Annotated in this window: 13 protein-coding genes; 6 read left to right on the forward strand and 7 right to left on the reverse strand. The window is 74.9% G+C overall.

All coding sequences use genetic code 11. The features are described 5' to 3' along the window. Positions 1 to 123 precede the first annotated feature (123 nt). Positions 124 to 1,314 (reverse strand): DUF4190 domain-containing protein, encoded by a 1,191-nt coding sequence (locus ACZ63H_RS12140; protein WP_469863993.1) that lies wholly within the window; start codon positions 1,312 to 1,314, stop codon positions 124 to 126. Positions 1,315 to 1,496: 182 nt separating this feature from the next. On the opposite strand from ACZ63H_RS12140, the gene ACZ63H_RS12145 reads away from it, so the two are divergent. The 4 genes from ACZ63H_RS12145 to ACZ63H_RS12160 all read left to right on the forward strand — a co-directional run bounded on the left by ACZ63H_RS12145 (position 1,497) and on the right by ACZ63H_RS12160 (position 14,635). Next, on the forward strand, positions 1,497 to 2,717 hold the full coding sequence (locus tag ACZ63H_RS12145; protein ID WP_469863995.1) for a serpin family protein: 1,221 nt from the start codon (positions 1,497 to 1,499) through the stop codon (positions 2,715 to 2,717). A 140-nt stretch (positions 2,718 to 2,857) separates the two neighbouring features. After that, complete coding sequence (locus ACZ63H_RS12150) at positions 2,858 to 3,775, forward strand: TauD/TfdA family dioxygenase (RefSeq protein ID WP_469863997.1); 918 nt, start codon at positions 2,858 to 2,860, stop codon at positions 3,773 to 3,775. A 261-nt stretch (positions 3,776 to 4,036) separates the two neighbouring features. Further along, positions 4,037 to 5,044 (forward strand): 2,3-diaminopropionate biosynthesis protein SbnA, encoded by a 1,008-nt coding sequence (gene sbnA, locus ACZ63H_RS12155; RefSeq protein WP_469863999.1) that lies wholly within the window; start codon positions 4,037 to 4,039, stop codon positions 5,042 to 5,044. Between the two features lie 159 nt (positions 5,045 to 5,203). Continuing rightward, positions 5,204 to 14,635, forward strand: coding sequence for a non-ribosomal peptide synthetase (locus ACZ63H_RS12160; RefSeq protein WP_469864001.1), 9,432 nt, complete (start codon positions 5,204 to 5,206; stop codon positions 14,633 to 14,635). A 641-nt stretch (positions 14,636 to 15,276) separates the two neighbouring features. On the opposite strand, the gene ACZ63H_RS12165 is transcribed toward ACZ63H_RS12160, so the two are convergent. Genes ACZ63H_RS12165 through ACZ63H_RS12175 form a run of 3 tightly spaced genes read right to left on the reverse strand, consistent with a single transcriptional unit; the run spans position 15,277 to position 17,716 of the window. Next, positions 15,277 to 16,512: an MFS transporter gene (locus tag ACZ63H_RS12165; protein WP_469864002.1), complete on the reverse strand. Its 1,236-nt coding sequence runs from the start codon at positions 16,510 to 16,512 to the stop codon at positions 15,277 to 15,279. Then, a complete protein-coding gene (locus tag ACZ63H_RS12170) occupies positions 16,509 to 17,507 on the reverse strand; it encodes an ornithine carbamoyltransferase (protein WP_469864004.1) in 999 nt (332 codons plus the stop codon). The genes ACZ63H_RS12165 and ACZ63H_RS12170 overlap by 4 nt, the downstream gene beginning before the upstream one ends. Continuing rightward, on the reverse strand, positions 17,504 to 17,716 hold the full coding sequence (locus ACZ63H_RS12175; RefSeq protein ID WP_467933309.1) for an MbtH family protein: 213 nt from the start codon (positions 17,714 to 17,716) through the stop codon (positions 17,504 to 17,506). The genes ACZ63H_RS12170 and ACZ63H_RS12175 overlap by 4 nt, the downstream gene beginning before the upstream one ends. A 182-nt stretch (positions 17,717 to 17,898) precedes the next feature. Between ACZ63H_RS12175 and ACZ63H_RS12180 the strand changes: the two genes are divergently transcribed. Both ACZ63H_RS12180 and ACZ63H_RS12185 read left to right on the forward strand, forming a co-directional pair. Then, positions 17,899 to 18,639 (forward strand): ABC transporter ATP-binding protein, encoded by a 741-nt coding sequence (locus ACZ63H_RS12180; RefSeq protein ID WP_469864006.1) that lies wholly within the window; start codon positions 17,899 to 17,901, stop codon positions 18,637 to 18,639. Continuing rightward, a complete protein-coding gene (locus tag ACZ63H_RS12185) occupies positions 18,633 to 21,104 on the forward strand; it encodes an ABC transporter permease (RefSeq protein WP_469864008.1) in 2,472 nt (823 codons plus the stop codon). The genes ACZ63H_RS12180 and ACZ63H_RS12185 overlap by 7 nt, the downstream gene beginning before the upstream one ends. Before the next feature lie 55 nt (positions 21,105 to 21,159). Here ACZ63H_RS12185 and ACZ63H_RS12190 read toward each other — a convergent pair whose 3' ends face one another. The 3 genes from ACZ63H_RS12190 to ACZ63H_RS12200 are packed head-to-tail and all read right to left on the reverse strand — an operon-like array spanning position 21,160 to position 24,118. Continuing rightward, positions 21,160 to 21,888 (reverse strand): thioesterase II family protein, encoded by a 729-nt coding sequence (locus tag ACZ63H_RS12190; RefSeq protein WP_469864010.1) that lies wholly within the window; start codon positions 21,886 to 21,888, stop codon positions 21,160 to 21,162. After that, a complete protein-coding gene (locus ACZ63H_RS12195; RefSeq protein WP_469864011.1) occupies positions 21,885 to 22,832 on the reverse strand; it encodes a TauD/TfdA family dioxygenase in 948 nt (315 codons plus the stop codon). The genes ACZ63H_RS12190 and ACZ63H_RS12195 overlap by 4 nt, the downstream gene beginning before the upstream one ends. Then, the gene (locus ACZ63H_RS12200) at positions 22,829 to 24,118 is read right to left on the reverse strand and encodes a cation:proton antiporter (protein WP_469864013.1); all 1,290 of its coding nucleotides are present in this window, start codon (positions 24,116 to 24,118) and stop codon (positions 22,829 to 22,831) included. The genes ACZ63H_RS12195 and ACZ63H_RS12200 overlap by 4 nt, the downstream gene beginning before the upstream one ends. Positions 24,119 to 24,125: the final 7 nt, after the last annotated feature.

Consider the following 24,125-nt stretch of genomic DNA (forward strand, 5'->3'; position numbering starts at 1 on the left):
GCAACCGTGAGTTGGCCGGTGCAAGCAGAGGCCAGAGAATCACTCGATGTGATGATCTTGCGGCCGGAAAGGCTTTACGCAGGCACTTTCCCTCCCGTATAGGTGCCCTCGGCCCGCACCGGCTCACACCTGCATGCCGGTGCCGCTTCCCTCGCCGTCCCGCACCGTGGGCGGGACGGTGGCCAGCCCCAGCACCGACCGCACGGGGACCGCGCGGATCGGGTCGATCAGGTCCAGGCCGTTCTCGTAGTGCGCGGAGAAGGCGTCCGCGTCCCGGGCCCCGGCCGCCTTCGCCCACTGGGCGCGCGCCCTGTCCAGGTCGGCGGCCAGCGCGGTGACCGGCCCGTCGGTACCGGCCGGCCAGTCGTGCGCGCGCAGCATCCGGGCCTGCTCGCCGAGCGCGGCCGCCACCCGGCCCGCCCACGCCTTGTGGCCCGCCAGGTCGTCCTCCGGGTACTCCGCGTCGGGCGGGCTCTCCAGGGCCGCGTTGAGCACGTGGGCGGCCTTCAGATAGGCGACCTGGTCGGCGTCCAGGTCCGTCTCGTCGTTGCGCAGCGACCCGGTCAGGCGACCGCCCTCGTCGGTGTGGCCGAACACGCAGGTGACCTCGCGGTCCCCGGCGGCCCAGCCGTCCTCGGTCGGCGTCAGGAAGTACACCTCGACGTACCCCGGCACGGCCCAGCCGTCCATCGCGTAGCCGTCCCGCAGGGCCTGGCAGCGCTCGTCGGCGGTGTCGGTGACCGCGTCGCCCCCCGGGTAGGGGCCGTCGCCCGGCAGCCGGAAGGACGCGAATGCCTCGCCGTCATGCGTGCCGGTGCACGACACCGTGTCCACGTCGTACGTCACGCCGGATAGCGCACCGCCCGGCGCGTTGAAGCACTGGCCCTCCGTCAGCGAGACGCCGGCGCCGTCGTGTGCGCCCTCTTTGATTCCGTGCCACAGGGCCGAGGCGCCGCCCGTGGCGAACAGCAGCGTCCAGAGCAGCAGTCCCACCCCGGACAGCACCGCGCCGCCCACGGCCAGAGCGGTGCCGCGCTCGCCGCGCCGGCGGATCTGCCGCAGCCCCGCCAGGCCGAGCACCAGCCCCACCCCGGGCAGGCAGCACAGCGCCCCGAGCACCAGGGAGGCGATGGCGAGGCCGTTGACCGGCGCCGGGGCGTTGTAGGGGCGGTAGCCCTGCGTCCACGGCCGGTACCCCGGCAGCCCCGGAGCACCGGCCCCGGCCTGCGGATAGGGCGGCGGGCCGGACGGCCCCGGGGGAACCGGAACGGGTCCTCCTGGCTGCTGGGGGCCGGAAGGCGGGGGTATGGACACCGGTACCGTGCTCCTGGGTCGGGCGGCGGCAGCACAGACCGGCGGCGTGCCGGCGGCCGGACTGACGTACGACTGGCCGCATGGTAAGCAGGGCCCGGACGGGGACGGAACACGGCCCCGGACGGGCACGGGGCGGGCGGGGGCGGGCGCGGCATGGGCGGGGCGGGCCGGGAGGGGCGCGAATGGGCGGGGTGACCGGGCAGACGGTCCGGCGGGTCAACGCGATGACGGCCCGCTGGGCGCGGACCCTGTCCGGCGGGACGGTGTTCTCGGCGCCGGGTGTCTGGCCCCTGCTGGCCTTCCTGGCCGACGGCGCGGCGGGCCCGGCGCGCGCGGAGCTGGCCGGTGCCCTCGGGCTGCCGGCCGATCAGGCGGCCGGCGCGGCGCGCGAGTTGCTGGCGCGGCTGGCGTCGGTGTCCGGCCTGGACGCGGCGCTCGGCCTGTGGACGCACCGCGGGCTGGCCCTGCGCGAGGAGTGGCGGGCCGGGCTGCCCGCCGGCACCCACGGCCGGTTCGGGGACGACCTGGTCACCGCGCAGGAGCGGCTGGACGCGTGGGCGGCCGAGCGGACCGGCGGGCTGGTCGAGCGGATGCCGGTGACCCTGACCCGCGAGGCGCGACTGGTGCTGGCCGGCGCGCTGGCGCTGCGCACGCGGTGGCGCCGGCCCTTCACCGAGCTGCCGCTGCGGCCGGACTCGGGCCCCTGGCGGGGCCGTACCCTGCGCGGGCTGCACCGGCGCGGCGTGCGGCCGGACCGGGTGGGGGTCGCGGAGACCCCGGACGGCTTCGTCACCGCGCTGACGGTCCCCGGGGACAACGGCGTCGACGTCCACCTCCTGCTCGGCGAGGAGCGGATGGCGCCGGGCCGGGTGCTGGCGGCCGGGGTGGGCGTCGTGGAGCGCGCCCTGCCGCCGACCGGGGGCGGCGCGCTGCCGCACGGGCACGCCGGCCCCGGCCTGCGCGTGGAGCGGCAGCCGGCCGCCACGCCGGAGCCGAGGACGCTGGACGTGCGGACGGTGGCGTACGAGGTCCGGGCCGACCACGATCTGCTCGCGCTGTCCGGCCTGTTCGGGCTCACGACGGCCACGGACACCCGGGTCGGCCACTTCCCGGGGGTGAGCGACCGGCCGCTGGCGGTCGGGGAGGCCCGGCAGTCCGCGGTGGCCCGGTTCGGCGCGCTCGGCTTCCGGGCGGCGGCGGTGACGGCGGTGATGCCGGTGGCGGCGGCCGGGGTGCCGGAGTTCCGCCACGAGACCACGGTCGTCCGGGTCGCCTTCGACCGCCCCTTCGGCTTCCTCGCCACCGACCGCGACTCCCGCCTGGTGCTGGCCGCGGGCTGGGTCACGGACCCGGCGCCGTACCCGGTCACGGGGCTGGGACCGGGAGTACCGGTGGTGCTCTAGGGAGCCGGGCCGGGACCGGTGGGCGCGGGGCCGGTGGGCGTTCGGCGTTCGGCGTTCGGCGTTCGGCGTTCGGCGTTCGGCGTTCGGCGTTCGGGGGGTGATATCGGGGCGGTATAGCTCGCGGCGGGACGCTCGTGGTCATGACGGAGACCATGACCTGGGCGCCCGCGGAGATCACTCCCTCGGACGGCCCGTTGCCCGACCATCTGACCGAGCGTCTCGACGAACTGCTGTCGAGCGACGGCGCCGTGGTGTTCCGCGGTTTCGGGATCGCGCCGGCCGCCCTGGACGGCGTACTCGACCGCGTGCTGCGCAACCGGCTCGCGTACGTGCACGGCAATTCCCCCCGCAGTCACGTGGGGGACCGTGTCTACACCTCCACGGAGTATCCCGCCGAGCAGACGATCTCGATGCACAACGAATTGTCGTACTCGGCGCGCTGGCCGGCCCGGCTGGCCTTCTACTGCGAGACCACGCCGGGTTCGGGCGGGGCCACCCCGGTCGTCTCCGGCGCCGCCTGGCTGGCCGCGCTCTCGCCGAGGCTGCGCGCCGCCTTCGCCGACGGCGTGCGCTACACCCAGAACCTCCATGACGGCCACGGCTTCGGCAAGAGCTGGCAGGAGACCTTCGAGACCGCCGACCGGGCCGAGGTGGAAGGGCACCTGGCGGCGATGCCCGGCACCACCTGGGAGTGGAAGCGCGACGGCGGGCTGCGGATCGCGCAGGTGCGCCCCGCCACCGTCACCCACCCGGTCACCGGCACGGAGGTCTGGTTCAACCAGGCCGACCAGTGGCACCACGCGGCGCTCGGCGACGAGACCGCCGCCGCGCTGGCCAGGATCATGCCGGAGGAGGACCTGCCGCAGCACGTCACCTTCGCGGACGGATCGCCGATCGACCCCGCCTACGTCCTCCAGATCCGCGACCGGGGCCTGGCCGCCGCGGTGGACGTCGACTGGCGGGCCGGGGACCTGCTGGTCGTCGACAACGTCGCGGTGGCGCACGGCCGCCGGCCCTACGCGGGGCCGCGCCGCGTGCTGGTGGCGATGTCCGACTGAACCCGCGCCGCGTACATGGAAAGCCCGGCTCCACGCTCATGGAGCCGGGCTTTCCGTGAACCGCTCAGTTGTTGTTGTTCAGGTTCTCGTTCGCGTTGTTGTTCAGGTTGTTGTTCGCGTTGTTGTTCATGTCCGCCTCCTCTCGTTCGGTCGAGAAGAGCTTGGAACGCATTTCTACACTTCAGCCATATCGCACCTGGTATAGGGCGCTTATAGCGCGTGGGCCAACGGTTGCGGGAGGTACTTCGAAGAGGAGTGGCTATGGACAGAACGGCTGCGGGCAGCATCCTCGGAACGGTCGGGGGCACGCCCTTGGTGGAGCTGCACCGGCTTCTGCCCGGCTTCGGCGGAAAGGTATTCGCCAAGATCGAAGGATTCAATCCGGGGGGCAGCATAAAAGACAGGACCGCGGTGAGCATGGTTCTCGACCGCATCCACAGCGGGGAAATCGACCCGGACCGCTCGGTGGTGGTCGAATCGAGTTCGGGCAATCTCGCGGTGGGAATCGCGCAGCTCTGCCGGTACCACGGCATCCGGTTCATCTGCGTGGTCGACGCGAAGACCTCGCGGCAGAACCTCGCGATCCTGCGGGCCTACGGCGCCGAGATCGAGGAGGTGACCGAGCCGGACCCGCGCACCGGCGAGTTCCTGGAGCGCCGGCTGGAGCGGGTCCGCGAGCTGGTGGCGGCCATCCCCCACGCCTTCTGGCCCAACCAGTACGCCAACCCGCGCAACCCCGCCGCGCACGAGCACACCATGCGGGAGATCGTGGAGGCCCTGGACGGCCGGGTCGACTACGTGTTCTGCGCGACCAGCACCACCGGCACGCTCCAGGGCTGCGCCCGCTACGCCCGCGCCCACGGCCTGACGACGACCATGGTCGCGGTCGACGCCGTCGGCAGTGTGCTGTTCGGCGACGCGGGCCCGGTACGGCGCCTGATCCCCGGGCACGGCGCGTCGGTCCGGCCCGCCCTGTTCGACCCGTCCGCCGCGGACCGGGTGGTGCACGTGACCGACCTCGACTGCGTCGTGGGCTGCCGGCGGCTGGTCGGCAGGGAGGCGGTGCTCGCCGGCGGCTCGTCCGGGGCGGTGGTCGCCGCGCTCCAGCAGATCAGCGACGAGATCCCGCCCGGCGCCACCTGCGTGCTGGTCTTCCCCGACCGGGGCGACCGCTACCTCGACACCATCTACGACGACTTCTGGGTGAGCGAGCGGTTCGGCGAGGTCGCACAGCTCTGGAAGCCCGAACTCCCCGTCCCCTCCGCCTGACCCCGACATCGTTCACCCGATCTGTCACGCCTTCACCGGCACCGCGCCGGCGCCCGCGGCCACGGGGCCCCGGGTGCCGTCGCCCGAATATGGAGGGGGTATGGCGGCCCTCGCCAGCATCGGAAGGCTGACAGGCATCCATGACTGGAAGAGGCCGAGATGACCCCGAGAGATTCCGTGATGGCGCCGCCCGCCGACGAGGTGCGCGCCGAGCTGCTGCGGCAGCGGCTGGCCGGAGGGGGGCGGCGCGCACGGGCGGTCATCGAGCCGGCCGATCGCTCGGGCGCGCTGCCGCTCTCGTTCGGCCAGGAGCAGATGTGGTTCCTCAGCCGGCTCGACCCGGACAGCACCGAGTACCTGGTCCCGGTCTCGTTCCGGCTGCGCGGCCCGCTCGACGCGGCCGCGCTCGGGCGGGCCTGGGACGCGATGGTCGAGCGGCACGAGATCCTGCGCACCCGGCACGTGCTGGACGGCGCGGAGCCCGAACAGGTCGTCGACCCGCCGCGGCCGGGCACGCTCGCCGTCGCCGAGGCCGACGAGGAGCGGGCGCGCGAGGTGGTGGAGGACGCGTGCGCGCGCGCCTTCGACCTGGCGCGCGACTGGCCGACGCGGGCCCTGCTGATCCGGATCGCGGACGACGACCACGTGCTGCTGCTGGTCTCCCACCACATCGCCTGCGACGCCTGGTCGACGGGCATCCTGATCTCCGAACTGGCGACCTCCTACGCGGCGTTCACCGAGGGCCGCGAGCTGCCCCTGCCCGCGCCCGCGCTCCAGTACGCCGACTTCGCCTCCTGGCAGCGGGGGCAGGCGGCCGGTGAGCGGTTCGCCGGGCAGCTCGCCTACTGGAAGTCGCGCCTGACCGGCGGCGAGCCGCTGGAGCTGCCCTTCGACCGGCCGCGTCCGGCGGTGCGCGGCCACCGGGGGGCCGAGGTCGGCCTGGACTTCCCCGAGGGGCTGGCCGAGCGGGTCCGGGCCGTCGCCGACGAGCGCGGCACCACGGTGTTCACCGTGCTGCTCGCCGCCTACCAGGCGCTGCTCGGCCGCTACACCGGCCGCCGGGACGTGGCGGTCGGCACCGTCGTCTCCGGGCGCACCCGCCCCGAGTTGCAGGGCATGCTCGGCTACGGCGTCAACACCCTGGTGCTGCGGACCCGATGGGCCGCCGACGACTCCTTCGCCGGCCTGGTCGACCGGGTCAGGCGCACCACCCTGGACGCGTACGACCACCAGGCCGTCCCCTTCGCCCGGGTCGTCGCCGAGGTCGAACCCGAGCGCGACCTCTCCCGTACCCCGCTGTACCAGGCCGTGTTCACCCTGCACGAGGGCGGGGGCGACCCGTTCGGGCTGCCCGGCGTCACGGCCGGGCCCTTCCTCGCCGACGGCGGCGTGGCCCGCTGCGACCTCGAACTCCAGGTACGCGACCCGCGCGCGGGCGGCTTCACCGGCCGGCTGATCTACGCCAGCGACCTGTTCGACCACGACACCGTCACCCGGATGGGCCGCCACCTGGTCCGGCTGCTGGACGAACTCACCTCCGCCCCCGGGCGCCCGCTGTCCGCCGTGGAGATCCTCGACGACGGCGAACGCGACCGGTTCCTCGCGGCCGGCCGGGGCGCGCCCGCCGCCCCCTACCGCTCCGCGCCGGCACGGTTCACCGAGCGGGTCGCGGCCACCCCGGACGCCCCCGCCGTCACCGGCGCGGGCGGCACCGTGTCCTTCCGGGACCTGGACGACCGCGCCGGGATCCTCGCCGGCCGGCTGGCCCGCCGCGGGGTGGCGGCGGAGTCGGTCGTCGGCGTGCTGCTCGACCGCGGCCCCGACCTGCTCGCCGCCTTCCTCGGCACCTGGCGCGCGGGCGGCGGCTACCTCCCGCTGGACCCGGAGTTCCCGCCGGAGCGCTGGGCCGCCCTGCTCGCCGACGCGGGCGCCGGGACCGCCGTCACCGACCGGGCCCGGGCCCACCGCCTCGCCGAGGTCTTCCCCGGCGAGATCGTCGTCGTGGACGAGGCCGATCCCGAGGACGCTCCCGGCCCCCGCGTGCTGCCCGACCCGGACGCGCTGGCGTACATCGTCCACACCTCCGGCTCGACCGGCCGGCCCAAGGGCGTGCAGATCTCGCACGCGTCGCTGGCCGTCCACCTCGACTGGGTGCTGGCCGAGTACATCGGCGACGCCCGGGGCGCCGGCGCCCCGCTGTTCTCCACGGTCGCCTCCGACGTCGTCGTCCCGGTGCTGTTCGGTCCGCTGCTCGCCGGGCTGCCGGTGCACATGCTCCCGCAGGACCTCGACCTCGCCGACCTGGGCGCCCTGCTGACCCGCGACGCGCCGTACGCGTTCGTCAAGCTCACCCCCGGCCACCTGGAGCTGCTCGGCCACCAGCTCGCCGACGCCGACGTCGGCGGCCTCGCCCGCGTGGTCGTCACCGGCGGCGACGCCCTGCTCGGCCCGACCGCGGAACGCTGGGACACGCTGCTGGGCGCCGGCCGCCTGATCAACGAGTACGGCCCCACCGAGATCACCGTCGGCAACTCCACGCACGCGGTGGCCGGCGCCCAGCGGGAGGTCGTCCCGATCGGGCGGCCCATCCCGGGCACCACCATGTACGTGCTCGACGAGACCCTGCGCCCCGTCCCGCCCGGGGTGGTCGGCGAGGTCTGCGTCGGCGGCGCCGGGGTGGCCCGCGGCTACGCGGGACGGCCGGGGGCGACCGCCGGGAAGTTCCTGCCCGACCCCTTCGGGGAGCCCGGCTCCCGGCTGTACCGCACCGGCGACCTGGGCCGGGTCCTTCCGGACGGCACTGTCGAGTTCGCCGGCCGCGCCGACCGCCAGCTGAAGATCCGCGGGTACCGGGTCGAACCCGCCGAGGTGGAGGCCGCGCTGGCCGGGCATCCGTCGGTCACCGAGGCGCGGGTGCTCGCCGTGGACGGCAGGCTCGCCGCGTACCACGTGCCCGCGGGCGCCGGGCCGGAGCCGGGCGCGCTGCGCGAGTGGCTGGCGCGGAGCCTGCCCGAGCACATGATCCCCGGCACGTTCACGGCGCTGGAGCGGATCCCGCTCACCCCGGTCGGCAAGCTGGACGTGGCGGCGCTGCCCGCCCCGGGGCCGGCGCGGGACGCGGCGGGGACGGCCCCGCGCACCCCGCTGGAGGAGCGGGTCGCCGGTGTCTGGGCGCAGGTCCTGCCGGTCGGCGAGGTCGGCGTGCACGACAGCTTCTTCGACCTCGGCGGCGACTCCATCCGCGCGGTCGCGCTGGTCGGCGCGTTGCGGGAGGCGGGCCTGGACGTGTCGGTCCGGGACGTGTTCGCCCACCACAGTGTCGCCGCGCTGTGCGAGCTGCTGGCCCCTCGCCCGGCGCTGGCGGGGCGGGAGAGGGGCGTCGCCCCGTTCGCGCTGATCGGTGCGGAGGACCGGGCGCGGCTGCCCGAGGGCGCCGCCGACGCGTACCCGCTGTCGCAGAACCAGATCGGCATGCTCGTCGAGATGCTCGCCGACGAGCAGAACAGCTACCACAACGTCACCTCGTTCCGGATCAAGGACCCCAAGCCGTTCTCGTTCGCGGCCTGGCGGGAGGCGGCCCGGATCGCGGTGGCGCGGCACGAGATCCTGCGCACCTCGCTGCACCTGTCCGGCTACTCGGTGCCGATGCAGGTCGTGCACGCCGAGGCGGTGATGCCGGTCGGCATGGAGGTGCTGGGCCCGCTGCCGGACGAGGAGGTGCAGCGCGTGCTCGCCGGCTACGCGGCCGAGGACCGCGCGAACCTGTTCGACCTGGGCACGCCCACCCTGATGCGCGTCTTCGTCCACGTGACCGACGACGGCGGCTACTGGCTGTCCGTCACCGAGTGCCACCCGATCCTGGAGGGCTGGGGCCACCACACCCTGATCATGGAGCTGCTGGGGCTGTACGACCGGCTCCGGGACGGCCTCGAACCGGAGCCGTTCGACCGTCCGGCCGTCCGGTTCGCGGACTTCGTCGCGGCCGAACTGGCCTCCGTGGACTCGGCCGAGGACCGCGCCTACTGGAAGGGGGTCACCAGCGGCCACGCCCCGATGCGGGTGCCCGCGGGCTGGGGCGACCCGTCGCTGCCGGCCGGCTCCCGGTACCTGGTGCGCCGTACCCCCTGGTCGCACCTGGAGGACGGGCTGCGCGCGCTCGCCTCGGCGGCCGACGCCTCGCTCAAGAGCGTGATGGTCGCCGCCTACACCAAGGTGATGAGCCAGCTCACCGACGAGGCGGCCTTCCACACCGGGCTGATCTGCGACGCCCGCCCGGAGGAGGCCGGCGCCGACCGGGTCTACGGCATGTACCTCAACACCCTGCCGTTCCCCGTCGACCGGTCCCCGGCGACCTGGCGCGACCTGGTGCGCCGTACCTTCGAGCGGGAGGTGGAGCTGTGGCCGCACCGCCGGTTCCCGCTCGCGGAGATCCAGCGGGACGTGCCCGGCCGGCAGCGCCTGGTCAACGTGTACTTCAACTACCAGGACTTCCGGCAGGTCGACACCGACCTGATCGACATGGCGGGGACCGACGACAGCCCGACCGAGTTCCCGCTGACCGTCTCCTCCCGGGCGGGTCACATCTGGGTGACCGCCGACCCGCGCTTCGTGGACGAACGCAACGCCGACCGGGTCGCCGGGATGTTCCGCGCGGTGCTGGAGTCGATGGCCGCCGGACCGGACGGCGACGCGCGGGCCATCCGGCTGCCCGAGGGCGAGCGCGAACAGCTCGCCGCGTGGACCGCGAACGTGCGCACCCCGCTCACCCTGGACGTGCCCGCGGCGGTCGCCGCGGTCGCGCGGCGGACCCCGGACGCGCCCGCCCTGACCGATGCGGCGGGCACCCTCGACTACCGGCGGCTCCAGGAGCGTTCGGGGCGGCTGGCCCGCCGGCTGACCGCCGCGGGCGTCGGTCCGGACACCGTCGTCGGGCTGTGCATGGACCGTTCCGCGGAGCTGGTCGTCGCCGTGCTGGCGGTGCTCAGGGCGGGCGCGGCCTATCTGCCGCTCGACCCGGAGCTGCCGGCGGACCGCCTCGCCTACATGCTCTCCGACGCCGGTGCCCGCTGGCTGGTGACCGGTCCCGGCGCCCCGGAGGGCCTGAGCGCCGCCACCGTGCTGACCCCGGACGGCCCGGACCCGGCCGGCACCCCGGCCGACGTGCCGGCGGACCCGGAGAACCTGGCCTACGTCATCTACACCTCCGGTTCCACCGGGCTGCCCAAGGGCGTGCTGGTGCACCGGCGGGGCATGGGCAACCACCTGCTCGCCAAGGCGGAGGACCTCGGGCTGACGGCCGCCGACACGATCGTGCAGAACGCCTCGCAGGGCTTCGACATCTCCGTGTGGCAGATGCTCGCGGGCCTGGTCACCGGCGGCCGTACCCGGGTGGCCGACCGTTCGGTGGCACTCGACCCGAAGGCGCTGTTCGGCCTGGTCGACGCCGAGTCGGTGACCGTGCTGGAGGTCGTCCCGTCCCTGCTGCGCGCCGCCCTTGACCTGTGGGACCTCGGCACGGGGGCGCCCCGGCTCGCGACGCTGCGCCGGCTGGTGGTCACCGGCGAGGAGCTGCCGCCGGAGCTGTGCGCGCGCTGGTTCCGGCGCTTCCCCGGCATCCCGCTGGTGAACGCCTACGGTCCCACCGAGTGCTCCGACGACATCACCCACGCCGTCCTGACCCCCGACAGCCCGCCGGCGCAGCGGGTGCCCATCGGCACCGTGGTCCGCAACACCGAGCTGTACGTCCTCGACGAGGAACTGCGCCTGGCCCCGGCGGGGGTCGCGGGCGAGCTGTACGCGGGCGGCGCCGGGGTCGCCCGGGGCTACGGCGGCCGGCCCGCGCTGACCGCCGAGCGCTTCGTCCCCGACCCGTTCGGCACGCGGCCCGGCGACCGGCTCTACCGCACGGGCGACCTGGCCCGCTGGCGGGCCGACGGCCACCTGGAGTACCTCGGCCGGATCGACGACCAGGTCAAGATCCGCGGGCACCGGGTGGAGCTGGGCGAGATCGAGGCCGCGCTCACCGCGACCGGGCTGGTGCGGCAGGCCGTGGTCGCGGTCCGGGGCGGACAGCCGGTGGGGTACGTGGTGGCCGGGGAGGCCGACCCGGCCGCGCTCCGGGCCGCGCTGGCGCCCACCCTGCCCGAGTACATGATCCCGGCCGCGTTCGTCACGCTGGAGCGGATCCCGCTCACCGCGAACGGGAAGGTGGACCGCAAGGCGCTGCCGGATCCCGGCTCCTCGGCGTTCGCGCGGGCCGCCCACGTCGAACCCCGCACCGCCCTGGAGCGCCGGGTCGCGGCGGCGTGGCTCGACGCGCTGCCGGTGGACCGGGTGGGGGTGGAGAACGCCTTCTTCGACCTCGGCGGCGACTCGATCCGGGCGGTCACCGTGGCGGGCGTGCTGCGCGCCGAGGGCCTGGACGTGACCGTCCGCGACATCTTCCAGCTGCGGACCGTCGCCGCGCTGTGCGCGGTGGTCGGGCAGCGGCCGCTGCTCGACGCCGCGGCCCAGCGGGTCGTGGCGCCGTTCGCGCTGGTCCCCGAGGAGGACCGGCCGCTGCTGCCCGACGGGCTCGCCGACGCCTATCCGCTGGCGCGCAACCAGATCGGCATGGCCGTGGAGATGCTGTCCGGCGACGGCCGCGACAGCTACCACGACGTCACCTCGTTCCGGATCAGGGACGAGCGGCCGTTCGACGCCGGGGCGTTCCGCCGGGCCGTGGACGAGCTGACGGCGCGGCACGAGATGCTGCGGACCTCGATGCACCTGTCCGGGTACTCCGTGCCGATGCAGCTCGTGCACGCGAGCGCGCGCATCCCGGTCGAGGTCCGCGACCTCGCCGACGGCACCCCGGCCGACGTGGAAGCGGCCGTGCGCGCGATGGCCGGGCAGGGCGATCTGTTCGACCTGGCCCGGGCGCCCCTGATGCGGATGACCGTGCTGCTGGAACCGGACGGCCACTGGACGGTCGTCTTCACCCAGGCGCACCTGATCACCGAGGGCTGGACCTACCACCAGCTGCTGATGGAGCTGGTCACCTGCTACCGGCGGCTCAGGGACGGGCGGGAGCCGGAACCGCACCGGCCCCCGGCCGTCCGGTTCGCCGACTTCGTCGCCGAGGAACTGGCCTCGCTGGACTCCGCGGAGGACCGCGCCTACTGGGAGGGCGTCCTCGCGGGCAGGGTCCCCTTCGCCTTCCCCGACAGCTGGGGAGGCGGCGGCGCGCGGCCGGCGGACACCACCGACGTCGTCGTCGCGCTCGCCGATCTCCAGCCCGCGCTGCGGGACCTCGCCGCCCGTGCCGAGGCCTCCGTGAAGAGCGTGCTGCTGGCCGCGTTCGTCAAGGTCATGGGGGCGCTCACCGAGGAACGCGATGTCCACGTGGGGCTGGTCTGCGACACCCGGCCGGAGCGGATCGGCGCCGACCGGGTGCACGGGATGTACCTGAACACGGTGCCGTTCCCGGTGGACCGGACGGCGGCGACCTGGCGGGAGCTGGTGCGCTCGGTGTTCCGCGGCGAGGTCGAGCTCTGGCCGCACCGCCGCTACCCGATGTCGGCGCTCCAGCGCGGCTGGAGCCCGGGCCGGCTGATCGACAGCATCTTCAACTTCGTGGACTTCCACCAGGTGGACACCGAGCTGGTCGACGTCGCGGCCGGCCGGGGCGGCAGCCTGCGGACCGAGTTCGGGCTCAACGTGATCGCCCGCCCGGACCGGCTGGGGCTCAGCCACGACCCGCGGGCCGTGTCCCGCTCCGAGGCCGAGCTGGTCGGGCGGATGCTGCGCGCGGTGCTGGAGGCCATGGCCCGCGACCCGGAGGGCGACGCGCGCGGCCCCGTGCTGCTCGCCCCGGCCGCCGTGCCCGAGCCGGCCGCGCCGGTCCGGGCACGGCTGCACGAGCTGGTCCGGCAGCAGGCGGCCCGCGTCCCGCACCGGCCCGCCGTGGTGTCCGGGACGGTCACCCTGTCGTACGCGGACCTCGACCGGCGCGCGAACGAGCTGGCCGGGCGGCTGGCCGGCCACGGGGTGCGCCCGGGCGACCGGGTCGGCGTGCACGTCGAGCGCTCCGCCGACCTCGTCGTGGCGCTGCTGGGCGTGCTCAAGTCCGGCGCCGCCTATCTGCCGCTCGACCCGGCCCTGCCGGCCGGCCGGCTCACCGGGTACGCGGCCGACGCGGGCGCCCGGGTCGCGGTGACCGGGCCGGGGCTCGCCCTGCCGGGGCTCGAGGCCGTGTCCCCCGCGGGCGACGGGCGCCCGGTGGCCGTCCCGGAGCCGGCCGGGGACCTGGCGTACGTGATCCACACCTCCGGTTCGACGGGACGGCCCAAGGGGGTCGCGGTCACCCACGCCCAGGCGGCCTCGGTGGTCCTGGCCGCGCTGGAGCGGCTCGGCATGGCCGAGGGCGAGGTGTGGGCGCTGACCCACTCCCCCGCGTTCGACGTGTCGGTGTTCGAGATCTTCGGCGCGCTGCTGTCGGGCGGGACGCTGGTCGTCCCCGACCGGGAGACCGCCCGCTCGCCGCGCGAGCTGCTCGGCCTGGTCGACGAGCACGGCGTGACCGTGCTGTGCCAGACGCCGACGGCCTTCCGGGGGCTGACGGAGCTGGTCGCCCAGGGCGCCGACCCCGGGCTGCGGGCGGTGGTGCTGGCCGGGGAGAAGGTGCGCTTCGGCGAACTGGCCCCGTGGGCCGGGCGGCTGGGGCGTACGGTCCTCGTCAACATGTACGGCCCGACGGAGACCGCCATCTACGCGACGGCGCACCGGATCACCGCCGGGGACATCGCCGGGGATATCGCCGGGGCCGGCCGGAGCGTGATCGGCCGGCCGCTGCCGGGCGTGCACGCCGAACCGCTGGACGCGGCGGGACACCCGGTCCCGGACGGGGTGCCGGGCGAGCTGTACCTCGGCGGCGCGGGGGTGGCCGTCGGCTACCTCGGCGACCCCAGGTCCACGGCCGAGCGGTTCGTGCCCGACCCGGCGGGCGGGCCGGGTTCCCGCCGGTTCCGCACCGGCGACCGGGTCCGCCGGCTGGCCGACGGCTCGCTGGAGTTCCTCGGCCGGCTCGACGACCAGCTCAAGATCCGCGGCCACCGGGTGGAGCCCGGCGAGGTCCGCGCCGCCCTCCTGGCCACCGGTCTGGTCACCGAGGCGGCCGTGGTGGCGGTCGGCGGCGAGCTGGTGGCCTACGTGGTGGGTGACGGCACCGGCCCGGCCGGGCTGCGCGGGGCGCTGGCGCGGGTGCTGCCCGAGCCGATGATCCCGGCCGCGTTCGTGCCGCTGGACGCGCTGCCCCGGACGGTCGCCGGCAAGACCGAGCTGCGCGGGCTGCCGGCGCCGGGGCCCGAGGCGTACGTCCGGGTGGAGCCGGTCGCGCCCCGGACCCCGCTGGAGGAGCGGGTCGTGGCCGTCTGGCGGTCCGTCCTCCCGGTGGACGAGTTCGGTGTCGAGGACGACTTCTTCGACCTCGGCGGCGACTCCGTCCGCGCCTTCCGGGCGACCGAGGCCCTGCGCCGCGAGGGCGTACGCGTCTCGGTCCGGGAGGTGTTCGAGTACCGCACGGCGGCCAGGCTCTGCACCGCCCTCACGTAACGCTCCACGGGCCCGCGGGACCTACGGGTCCTACGGGTCCTACGGGTCCACGGCGAAGGCTCTCCTCCCCGGTCGGGAGGAGAGCCTTCTCGTGCACGGGGTCCGGGCCGACGGGAGTCGGGGGGACTTCACGTGGACCCGGGGCCGGCCGACGGGCCTCTCCCCAGACGGGGACGGAGCCTGGCGGACCTGCATCGCCAACGGGGGCGACCGACGGGCCACTTCACGTACCGGAGCTCGCGGCCACTCACGGACGCAACCCGGCCGACGGGCCTCTTCGCGTACCGGCTGTCGCGGCCACTCACGGACGCAACCCGGCCGACGGGCCTCCCCCCGTACGGGGACAGGGACGGAGCCTGGCGGACCGGCATCGCCGACGGGGGGCGGCCGACGGGCCTCTTCGCGTACGGGACCCGGCCGACGGGGTTCCTCGCGGGCGGGACCGGCCGACGGGCCGAAGCGCGCGCCGGCCCCGGCCCACGGGACCCTCGCGTACGGGCCCCGCCCGGCCGGCGGACCCCTCGCGTACGGGCCCCGGGCGGGGTCACGGGGTGGGGCCCGGCATGGGTGTGCCCAGCGGCTGGGGCTCCCCGGCCCGGGGACCGGGTGGGGAGTCTCGACCGCTGGGCGGTTCGGCTGGGTCAGGGGTTGCGGATGGCCGGGCTGGCGGCGGCCGCGACGGTGCACAGGAGCATGGCCGCGGCAACCCCGAGCAGCACGGTGACGGTGCTGAAGGCGTCCAGCAGGAAGCCCGCGGCCAGCGCGCCCACGGAGTTCGCCCCCCAGGAGGCCAGCATGACCGCGCTCATCGCCTTGCCGTGGATCTCGTCGGGGACCAGGTGCGCCATGTAGGCCCCGGCGCCGACGTTGAGCGCCGCGCCCGTGAAGGACATCGCCGCGTACAGCGCCAGCAGGGCCCAGTACTGCGTGGTCAGGGCGACCGCGGGGACCAGGACCGTCCAGCTCGCCAGGGTGCCCAGCAGGATGTTCGGCAGCCTGATCCCGGTCAGCAGCTTGGCGGCCGACAGCGCGCCGGCCACCCCGCCGAGACCGGAGACCAGCCCGATCAGCCCGACCTGGGCCGCCGAGCCGCCGTGCTCCCGGATGACCACGAGCGGGGCCATGTTGACGATCTGGAACAGCAGGTTGGTGACCGCCACGACGCCGATCGCCGCGCGCAGGAACCGCTGCCCCCACAGCCAGGACAGGCCCTGGCGCACCTCCGTCTTCCAGTCCCGCCCGCCCGGTCCGCGTTCCTCCTGGAAGGGCGCCCTGACCAGGCTGAGGTTGACCAGGGACAGCAGGTGCCCGGCGGCGACCACCCCGAACGGCAGCCAGCTCGCGACCGAGAACGCGGCGCCGCCGACCGGCTGGCCGAGCAGGCCCGCCGCCCGTCCCCGTGCCTCGTTCTGGGCCAGCGCGGAGGACAGCCGGTCGGGGTGCACCACGTTGCGGACCGCGGTGCGCTCGGCCAGCTGGTAGAAGATCGTCGCCGCGCCGTCCACGAACGCGACCGCGAGGACGTGCGGCAGCCAGACCCGGCCGGCCAGCACCACGGCCACCACGCTGGCCATCGCCGCCAGCCCGACCACGTTGCAGACCAGCATGAGGCGGCGCCGGTCCCAGCGGTCCACCAGCACCCCGGCGGGCAGCTGGAGCACCAGCATGGGCAGCAGCCCGGCGAACGCGACCAGTCCGGCGTCGGCGGCGGTGCCGTTGCCCCACAGGATGAGCAGCGGGTAGGCGATCACTCCGGTGCGGGCGCCGAGCTGGGCGGCGCCCGCACCGGTCCACAGCAGCAGGAAGTCCCGGTTGCGCCGCAACGGCGGCGGCGCGCCGGCCTTGGCCGACGCGCCGCTGGGACTGATCCCGGTCACCACAGGGATGCCTTTTCGCCCTCGGTACGGCCCGCCCCGGCGGCCGCCCCCTCGACGCGGTCCTCCATGGGGGCGCCGTGGCACCACTCCAGGACCGCCATGGCGCTGTGCATCTTGTTCTCGGCCTGCTGGAAGGCGATGCTCATCGGGCCGTCCAGCACGTCCGCGGTGACCTCCTCGCCCCGGTGGGCGGGCAGGTCGTGCATGAACACCGCGTCCGGGCTGCCCCGCCACAGCTCCCGGGTCACCTGGAACGGCTGGAAGGTCCGCCGCCAGTCGGGGTCGGGCTTGGTGGTGCCGGTGGTCTGCCAGCGCGTCGTGTAGACGACGTCGAAGCCCTGGGGCGCGGGCTCCATCCGGTGGCTCTCCTCGACCCGGGCCCCGGACCGCCGGGCGTGGCCGCGCGCCAGTTCCAGGAAGCGGGGGTCGAGGCCGTAGCCGGGCGGGGTGCGCAGCTGGAGTTCCACGCCGGGGGTGCGGCCCAGCGCCAGTGCCAGCGCGGACGCGGTGTTGTTGCCCTCGCCGACGTAGAGCACCCGCAGTCCGTCGAGCGAGCCGAAGTGGCGCCGCAGGGTGGTGAGGTCGGCGAGCGCCTGGGTCGGGTGCTCCTCCTCGGTCATCGCGTTGACCACCGGCATCCGGTGCTGCCCGGCCCAGACCTCCAGTTCGGCGGTGGGCCGGCCGGTCCGGGCGACGAGCAGGTCGAGCATGCCCGACAGCACCCGTCCGGTGTCCGAGGCGGCCTCACCGGTGTTGGTCTGCAGGTCCGCCGGACCGAAGTTGATGACGTGGGCGCCGAGCCGGAGCGCCGAGGACCAGAACGCGGTCCTGGTCCGGGTCGAGGTCATCCCGAAGTAGATGCCGACCACCTGGCCGGCCAGCGGCTCGTGGTGGACGGAGGTGCCCGCGGAGTGGGCGACGCCCCGGCGCACGATCCGCTCCAGCTCGTCGTCGCCCAGGTCCTGGAGCGACACCAGCCTGCGGGCGGTGCTCATCGGGCCGCAGCCATCCGGCGGCGCAGGCTCGCCGGCCGCAGGTCGGTCCAGATCTTCCCGATGTGGGCCAGGCATTCGTCCTTGGTGCCCTCGGTGCCCTCCGGGTGCCAGCCGGCCGGGAGGTCCCGGTCGGCCCACCAGACCGAGTACTGCTCCTCGTCGTTGAGCACCACGAGATAGCGGCGGTCGTCGGCTTCCTCAGCGTGCATTTTCCCACCTCCGGTGAACAAGGGATCCGTGCAGACACGGACCCTGTCGAGCTTCGGGAACCCGCCATAACCGAGCCATATTCGCCAGATACACCGAGGCCAAAGGGGTGCGCGCGGCCGGATCCGGCCGACTGGGCCGGACGTATGGGCCGGGTATAGATCCCGCGCCTACCGTTCCGGATATGGATACGGGAACGGCGATGGTGCGGCTTGAGTCCGTGAGCAGAGGATTCGGCAAGCGCGACAACAGGGTCATCGCCCTCGACGAGGTGACGCTGGACTTCCCCGAAGGGGTCTTCACCGCGGTGATGGGCCCCTCGGGTTCGGGCAAGTCGACCATGTTGCAGTGCGCGGCCGGCATAGACCGGGTCGACTCCGGCGAGGTCACGCTGGCGGGCACTGCGCTGCGCGGGCTGAGCGAGGCCGCGCTGACCAGGCTGAGACGACGGCATGTCGGCTTCGTCTTCCAGACCTTCAACCTCATCCCGTCGCTGACGGCGCGGCAGAACGTGGCGCTGCCGCTGATGCTGGCGGGGAAGAAACCCGCCCGCAAGGCCGTGGACGCGGCGCTGGAGCGGCTGGGGCTGGGCGAGCGCAAGCAGCACCGTCCCGGCGAGCTGTCGGGCGGCCAGCAGCAGCGGGTCGCGATCGCGCGGGCGCTGCTGACCGGGCCGAAGGTGCTGTTCGCCGACGAGCCGACCGGGGCGCTGGACTCCAAGTCCTCCCGGCAGGTCATGCAGTTGCTGCGCGAGCTGGTCGACACCACCGGACAGACGATCATCATGGTCACCCACGACCCGGTCGCCGCCTCCTACGCCGACCAGATCGTCTTCCTGGCCGACGGCCGCCCGGCGGGCGTGCTGGAATCCCCCACCCCCGAGCTGGCCGCGGCGCGGATCACGAAACTGGAGCAGTCATGGTGAGGCTGGCGCTCGCGACCGTACGAGCCCGTGCCGTCTCGTACGCGGGCGCGTTCGTCGCCCTGGCGCTGGGGGTCGGCATCATCGCGATGATGACGCTCGCCCTGTGGGCCGTGGGGTCCACCGACCTGTCGGGGCCGCAGCGGTACGCCGCGGCCCCCGCCGTCGTGACCCAGCCCGTCACCTACAAGCTGGCCGACGAGGACGGTGACCCGCGCGAGTTCCCGATCGCGCGCCCGGGCGACCTGCCCGCCTCCACCGTGCGCGCGCTGGCCGGCACCGGCAGGACCGTCGAGGACCGGTCGTTCTCCGCCCGGCTGCCCGGGGGCCCCGGCGACCAGGTCGGCCATCCGTGGTCGGCGGCCGCCTTCACCCCCTACCGGCTCGCCGCGGGCCGGGCCCCGCGCGCCGCCGGCGAGATCGTGGTCGGCGGCGGCGATCCCGCCCTGGTCGGCAAGCGGGTCGAGGTCGCCGTGGGCGGCGGCTTCACCCGCTACGAGGTCGTCGGCGTCACGGACCTGGTCTGGTTCGAGGACGCCGTGTTCTTCACCGACGCCGAGGCCCGGCGGCTGTCGCCCGGTGTCCAGGCCGTCGTGGCCTACGGCCCGCCGGGCGAGGTCCGCGACGCGGCCGGACGGGCGAGCGTGCTGACCGGGGAGTCCCGGCTGCTCGCCGAGGCCGACCAGGAGGGCGGCCGGGACCAGCTCAGGGACGCCGAGGGCATGGCCGGCACCTCGCTGATGATCGTGGCGTTCGTCGCGGTCTTCGTGGTGATCGCCACCTTCGCGTTCGTGGTGGACCAGCGCCGCCGGGAACTCGCCCTGTTCCGCACCATCGGGGCGACGCCCTGGCAGGTGCGGCGGATGGTGCTGCTGGAGGCGCTGCTGCTGGCGGCGGTCGCCTCCGCGCTGGGCTGCCTGATCGGTGCCCAGGGTGCCGCGCTGCTCCAGGACTTCATGATCGACAAGGACATCGCGCCGGCCTGGTACGAGATCGACGTCGTCTGGCCGCCCCTGGTGATCGCCTTCGCCGCGGGTCTGCTGTCGGCGATGCTCGGCACCGCCGCCGTGTCCTGGAAGGCGGGCCGGGTCAAGCCCGCCGAGGCGCTGCGCGAGGCCACCGGGCGGCGCCGGGTGCTGACCCCCGTCCGGCTGCTGCTCGGGGTCGCCCTGCTCGGGCTCGGCCTGCAGAAGAGCCTGTCGGCCGTGGACAGCCCGCTCACCGCGATGAGCATGCAGAACTACTTCCCGGTGCCGGTGCTGATCGTGGGCGGCTGCGCGCTGCTGACCCCGCTGCTGCTGCGCCCGGTGCTGTTCCTCGCCTCCTGGCCGCTGGGCCGGCTCGGCGCCGGAGCCATGATCGTGCGGGAGGGCGCCATGTTCGCCGGCCGCCGCACCGCCTCCGTCGCGGCGCCGGTCGTGCTGGCGCTCGGCCTCGGCGGCGCGCTGCTCACCGCGCCGGTCGCCGCCGGCGACGCCGGTGCGGCGGGGCTGCGCGCCCAGGCGAGGGCCGACTACACGATGGTCGCCGACGACGGCGCCGCCATCGGGGCCGCCACCCGGGAGAAGGTGCTCGCCCTGCCGGGCGTGCGGGCCGCCGCGCTGACCCCGGGCGAACTGCGCCTGTCCGGGGCGAAGGACCGCTACATCGGCACCCTGTCCAGCTGGGCCGTGGACCCGAAGGCGCTGGCCGCCACCCAGAACCTGAAGATCACCGAGGGTTCGCTCGACCGGTTCGGCGACCGGCAGCTCGTCCTCGACGAGGACACCGCGGCCGAGTTCGGCATCAAGGCCGGCGACGAGGTGAAGGCCGGGCTGCCCGACGGGACGGCGGTGGACCTGACGGTCGCGGCGCTGACCGGACCGTCGGTGCTCGGCGAGACCGGCTACGTCTCCGCCGCCCACGCGGCCGGTGGCGAGCCGACCCGGATCGACGTGTCGGTGGACCGGGGCGGCGACCGGGCCGCGGTGGCCGCCGCGCTGCGCGAGGCGGCGCACGGCCAGCCGGTCAAGGTGGCGCCGATGGCGGAGTTCCTCGACGAGATGCGCGCCGACCAGCAGGACCAGGCCCGGCTCGCGACACTGATCGTGTTCGCCCTCGCGCTGGGCTACGCGCTGCTCGCGATCGCCAACACCCTGGTGATGGCCGCCCCGGGCCGGCGCCGCGAGCTGGCGGCGCTGAACCTGACGGGCGCCACGCGCGGCGACACCCTCAAGTACGTCGCGGCGGAGACCGCGGTCGCGGCGGTCGCCGGGGTGATCCTCGGCGCGGTCGCGGCCGGCCTGGTGGTCGTCGGCCAGCGGGCCGCGCTCACCAAACTGGCCGGAGGGTTCGCCTTCGCGGTGCCGTGGGGGTCCATCGTGGCCGTGGGCGCCGCCTGCGCGGTGGTCGCGGTGTCCGTCGCGGTCGTCGCCACCCGCTTCTTCCTGCGGGGCCGGCTGCTCGACCTGGCCGGCAAGGGCGAGTAGCCGCACACCGGGAAAGGGGCGGGATCCGTGTGGATCCCGCCCCTTCCGCATGCCCTCAGCCCCGGACGAGTCCTTCGAGGATCCCGCACAGTCCGGCGGACGGGTCGTCGATGAAGTAGTGGTCTCCCGCGACCTCGGCGACCTCGAAGCCGCCGATGGTGTGCGCCGCCCAGCGGCCCATCTCCGCCGCGCCGCAGCCGTGGTCGGCGGTGCCGGCGATGGCGGTGACCGGGCAGGTCACCTTGGCGCCGGGCCGGGCCGTGTAGGTCTCCGACATCATCAGGTCGGCGGCCAGCGCGGGCGCCGCCAGCTGCCACAGGTCGGGGTCGGCCGCAGCCTGCCGGGCCGCCTCGCCCGAGCGCTCGGCCCAGGCCCGCAGCACGGCGTCCTCCCGGAAGTCGCGCCCGCTCGGCCGGTGGTCGGCGGGCGCCTTGCGCGCGGAGACGAACAGCCGGACGACCGGGGACGGGAACCGGGGGAGCATCCGGCGGGCCACCTCGAAGCCGACCGTGGCGCCCAGGCTGTGCCCGAACAGCGCCACGGGCGGGCCGTCCAGCGCGGTCAGCTCGTCCGCGATCCGGTCGGCCAGCACCTCCAGGTCCGCGACCGGGGCCTCGGCCCGCCGGTCCTGACGCCCCGGGTACTGCACGGCCACGACCTCGATCGAGGGCGGGAGCTTGTGTGCCAGCGCACGGTAGAGGCCCGCGCCGCCGCCTGCGTAGGGAAGGCAGACCAGGCGGACGCGGGCCCCGGGCCGGGCGTGGAACGTGCGGAACCAGCTCACCGCAGCCCCGCCGGGACGACGGGCTCGGCCATGGCCACGGCGATCCTGCGCGGCCCGGTGAACGGCTCCCGGCCGTGCGCCGCGAGCATGTTGTCGACCAGGAGGATGTCCCCGCGCTGCCAGTCGAACCTGCGGCGGGCCGTGCGGTAGCACTCGCGCAGGTGGGCGATGACCTCGTCGGGGATGGTGCCGCCGTCGCCGTAGTAGCTGTTGGCTGGCAGGCCGTCGGGCCCGAACAGCTCCAGCAGGCCCTCCCGGACGTCCCCGGGCAGCGTGCTGTCGTGGAAGAAGGTGATGTGGTTGAACCAGACGGACTCCCCCGTGACCGGGTGCCGGTGGACGGCCCCGCGGACGCCCTCGGTGCGCAGCACGTCGCCGTCCTGCCAGGACCAGCGCAGGTCGCGGGCCGCGCACAGGCGGGCGATCTCGTCGCGGTCCCCGGTGCCGAAGGAGGTCCGCCAGTCGACGCCGAAGCGCGGCCGGTAGTTGCGCACGACCATCCAGCCGCGCTCCTCGAACTCCGCGCGGACCGCCGGGTCGATCGAGCGGTGGATCTCCCGGGTGTCGGCGAGCGGGGTCGCGCCCTGGGTGTGCGGCGGCTCGACGCAGGTGAAGAACAGCACCCCGGGCCAGGACGCCTGGTAGGAGTTCTCGTTGTGCAGGAAGATCTCCTCGTCGGGCGGGTAGTCCGTGGACGTGTAGATGTTGCCGTGCAGGGCCGTCCGCGGGGACGACTGCTCGGCGTACTCCAGCGGCGGGCCCGAGAAGGCGCGCACCACGTCGTCGACGCCGCGCAGCAGATCGGGGCCGGTGGAAAAGCCCCGCAGCAGCACGGCGCCGTGCCGGGTCAGCCGGCCGCGCAGGTCGTCGCGGTGCAGCGCGGTGAACTCCGCCGGCGGCGGGGCACCGGGCGCGCCCTCGATGAGGTGGGGCAGGTCGCTCATGGGATCTCCGATTTCTTCTCCGGGACGGACGGCCAGGTCAGCCGCATCTGTTCCTCGGCGGTGTGCTCGATGCGGTCCATCGCCCTGCGCAGCAGGGGCGGGGCCATGAGGGAGGTGACGATCGCGACGAGCACGATCGTGGTGTAGGCGGTGGCGTTCAGGACGCCGAGCCGCAGCCCGGTCATCGCGACGATCACCTCAATGACCCCGCGGGCGTTCATGCCGGCACCGCAGGCCAGCGCCTCCGCCGTGCTGAGGCCGCTGGCCGTGGCCCCGATCCACGCGCCGAGGAACTTGCCGGCGACGGCCAGCAGCAGGATGCCGGCGGCGACCGCGGCGACCGCGGGATCGGCCAGGGCGGTCAGGTCCATCCGCAGGCCCGCCAGGGCGAAGAACAGCGGCGCCAGGACGGTCAGGGTGACCGTGCGCAGCGGGGCCAGGGCCTGTGGGCGGGGGTTGACCGACGCGATCACGACCCCGCAGACGAACGCCCCGAACACGGCCTCGATGCCGAGGGCCTGGGTGGCCGCGCCGCCCAGCAGGAGGACGACCGCCACCGGCGCGATCACCGGGCCGCGCCGCAGCACGACCCGGACCGCCGGCCGGAGCACGAACGCGGCGACCAGCAGCACGGCGGCGATCTCGGCCACGGAGCCCAGTACCGTCTGGGTCCTCAGGCCGGTCGTGGCCATCGCGGACACCACCGAGAGCAGCAGCCAGCCGACCACGTCGTCCATGACGGCCGCGGTCAGCGTCAGCTGCCCCACGTTGCGGTGCAGCAGGTTCATGTCCAGCAGGGTCTTGGCGATGACGGGGATGGCGCTCACGCACATCGCCACGCCGAGGAACAGCGCGACGACCGTGCGGTCCGCGCCGCCCGACAGCAGCGACAGCGGCAGGAGGAGGCCCGCCGCCACCCCGAAGGCGAGCGGCACGAGCAGCCCGCCGAGGCTGATCTTCGCCGCGGTCGCCCCGCGGGTGCGCACCAGCCGCAGGTCCAGTTCGGCGCCGGACAGGCCGACCAGCAGCAGCACGCCGAGCTGGCCGGTGGCGTCGAGGAGGTGCAGCTGCCCGGTGTCCGGGCCGTGCCACACGCCGAGCGCGCCGAGCACGGACGGGCCGAGCAGCACCCCGGCGCACAACTCGCCCGCGACCGCGGGGAGGTTCACCCGCCGGGCCAGCCTGCCGAGGACCAGAGCGGTGCCCAGCAGCACGCCCGCCTGGAGCAGGAACGTCAGCAACCGGTCCGCGGGGAGGGGCGCTACCGGATTCGCGGCTATCACCATGGGGCCG

This window comes from Streptomyces sp. NPDC104831, from assembly GCF_055583025.1.

Bases quoted from the DNA above. Each gene is read 5' to 3' on its own strand.
- ACZ63H_RS12145 (WP_469863995.1), top strand. From the start codon at position 1,497: ATGGGCGGGGTGACCGGGCAGACGGTCCGGCGGGTCAACGCGATGACG.
- ACZ63H_RS12150 (WP_469863997.1), top strand. From the start codon at position 2,858: ATGACGGAGACCATGACCTGGGCGCCCGCGGAGATCACTCCCTCGGAC.
- sbnA (WP_469863999.1), top strand. From the start codon at position 4,037: ATGGACAGAACGGCTGCGGGCAGCATCCTCGGAACGGTCGGGGGCACG.
- ACZ63H_RS12160 (WP_469864001.1), top strand. From the start codon at position 5,204: ATGACCCCGAGAGATTCCGTGATGGCGCCGCCCGCCGACGAGGTGCGC.
- ACZ63H_RS12170 (WP_469864004.1), bottom strand. From the start codon at position 17,507: ATGAGCACCGCCCGCAGGCTGGTGTCGCTCCAGGACCTGGGCGACGAC.
- ACZ63H_RS12175 (WP_467933309.1), bottom strand. From the start codon at position 17,716: ATGCACGCTGAGGAAGCCGACGACCGCCGCTATCTCGTGGTGCTCAAC.
- ACZ63H_RS12180 (WP_469864006.1), top strand. From the start codon at position 17,899: ATGGATACGGGAACGGCGATGGTGCGGCTTGAGTCCGTGAGCAGAGGA.
- ACZ63H_RS12185 (WP_469864008.1), top strand. From the start codon at position 18,633: ATGGTGAGGCTGGCGCTCGCGACCGTACGAGCCCGTGCCGTCTCGTAC.
- ACZ63H_RS12195 (WP_469864011.1), bottom strand. From the start codon at position 22,832: ATGAGCGACCTGCCCCACCTCATCGAGGGCGCGCCCGGTGCCCCGCCG.
- ACZ63H_RS12200 (WP_469864013.1), bottom strand. From the start codon at position 24,118: ATGGTGATAGCCGCGAATCCGGTAGCGCCCCTCCCCGCGGACCGGTTG.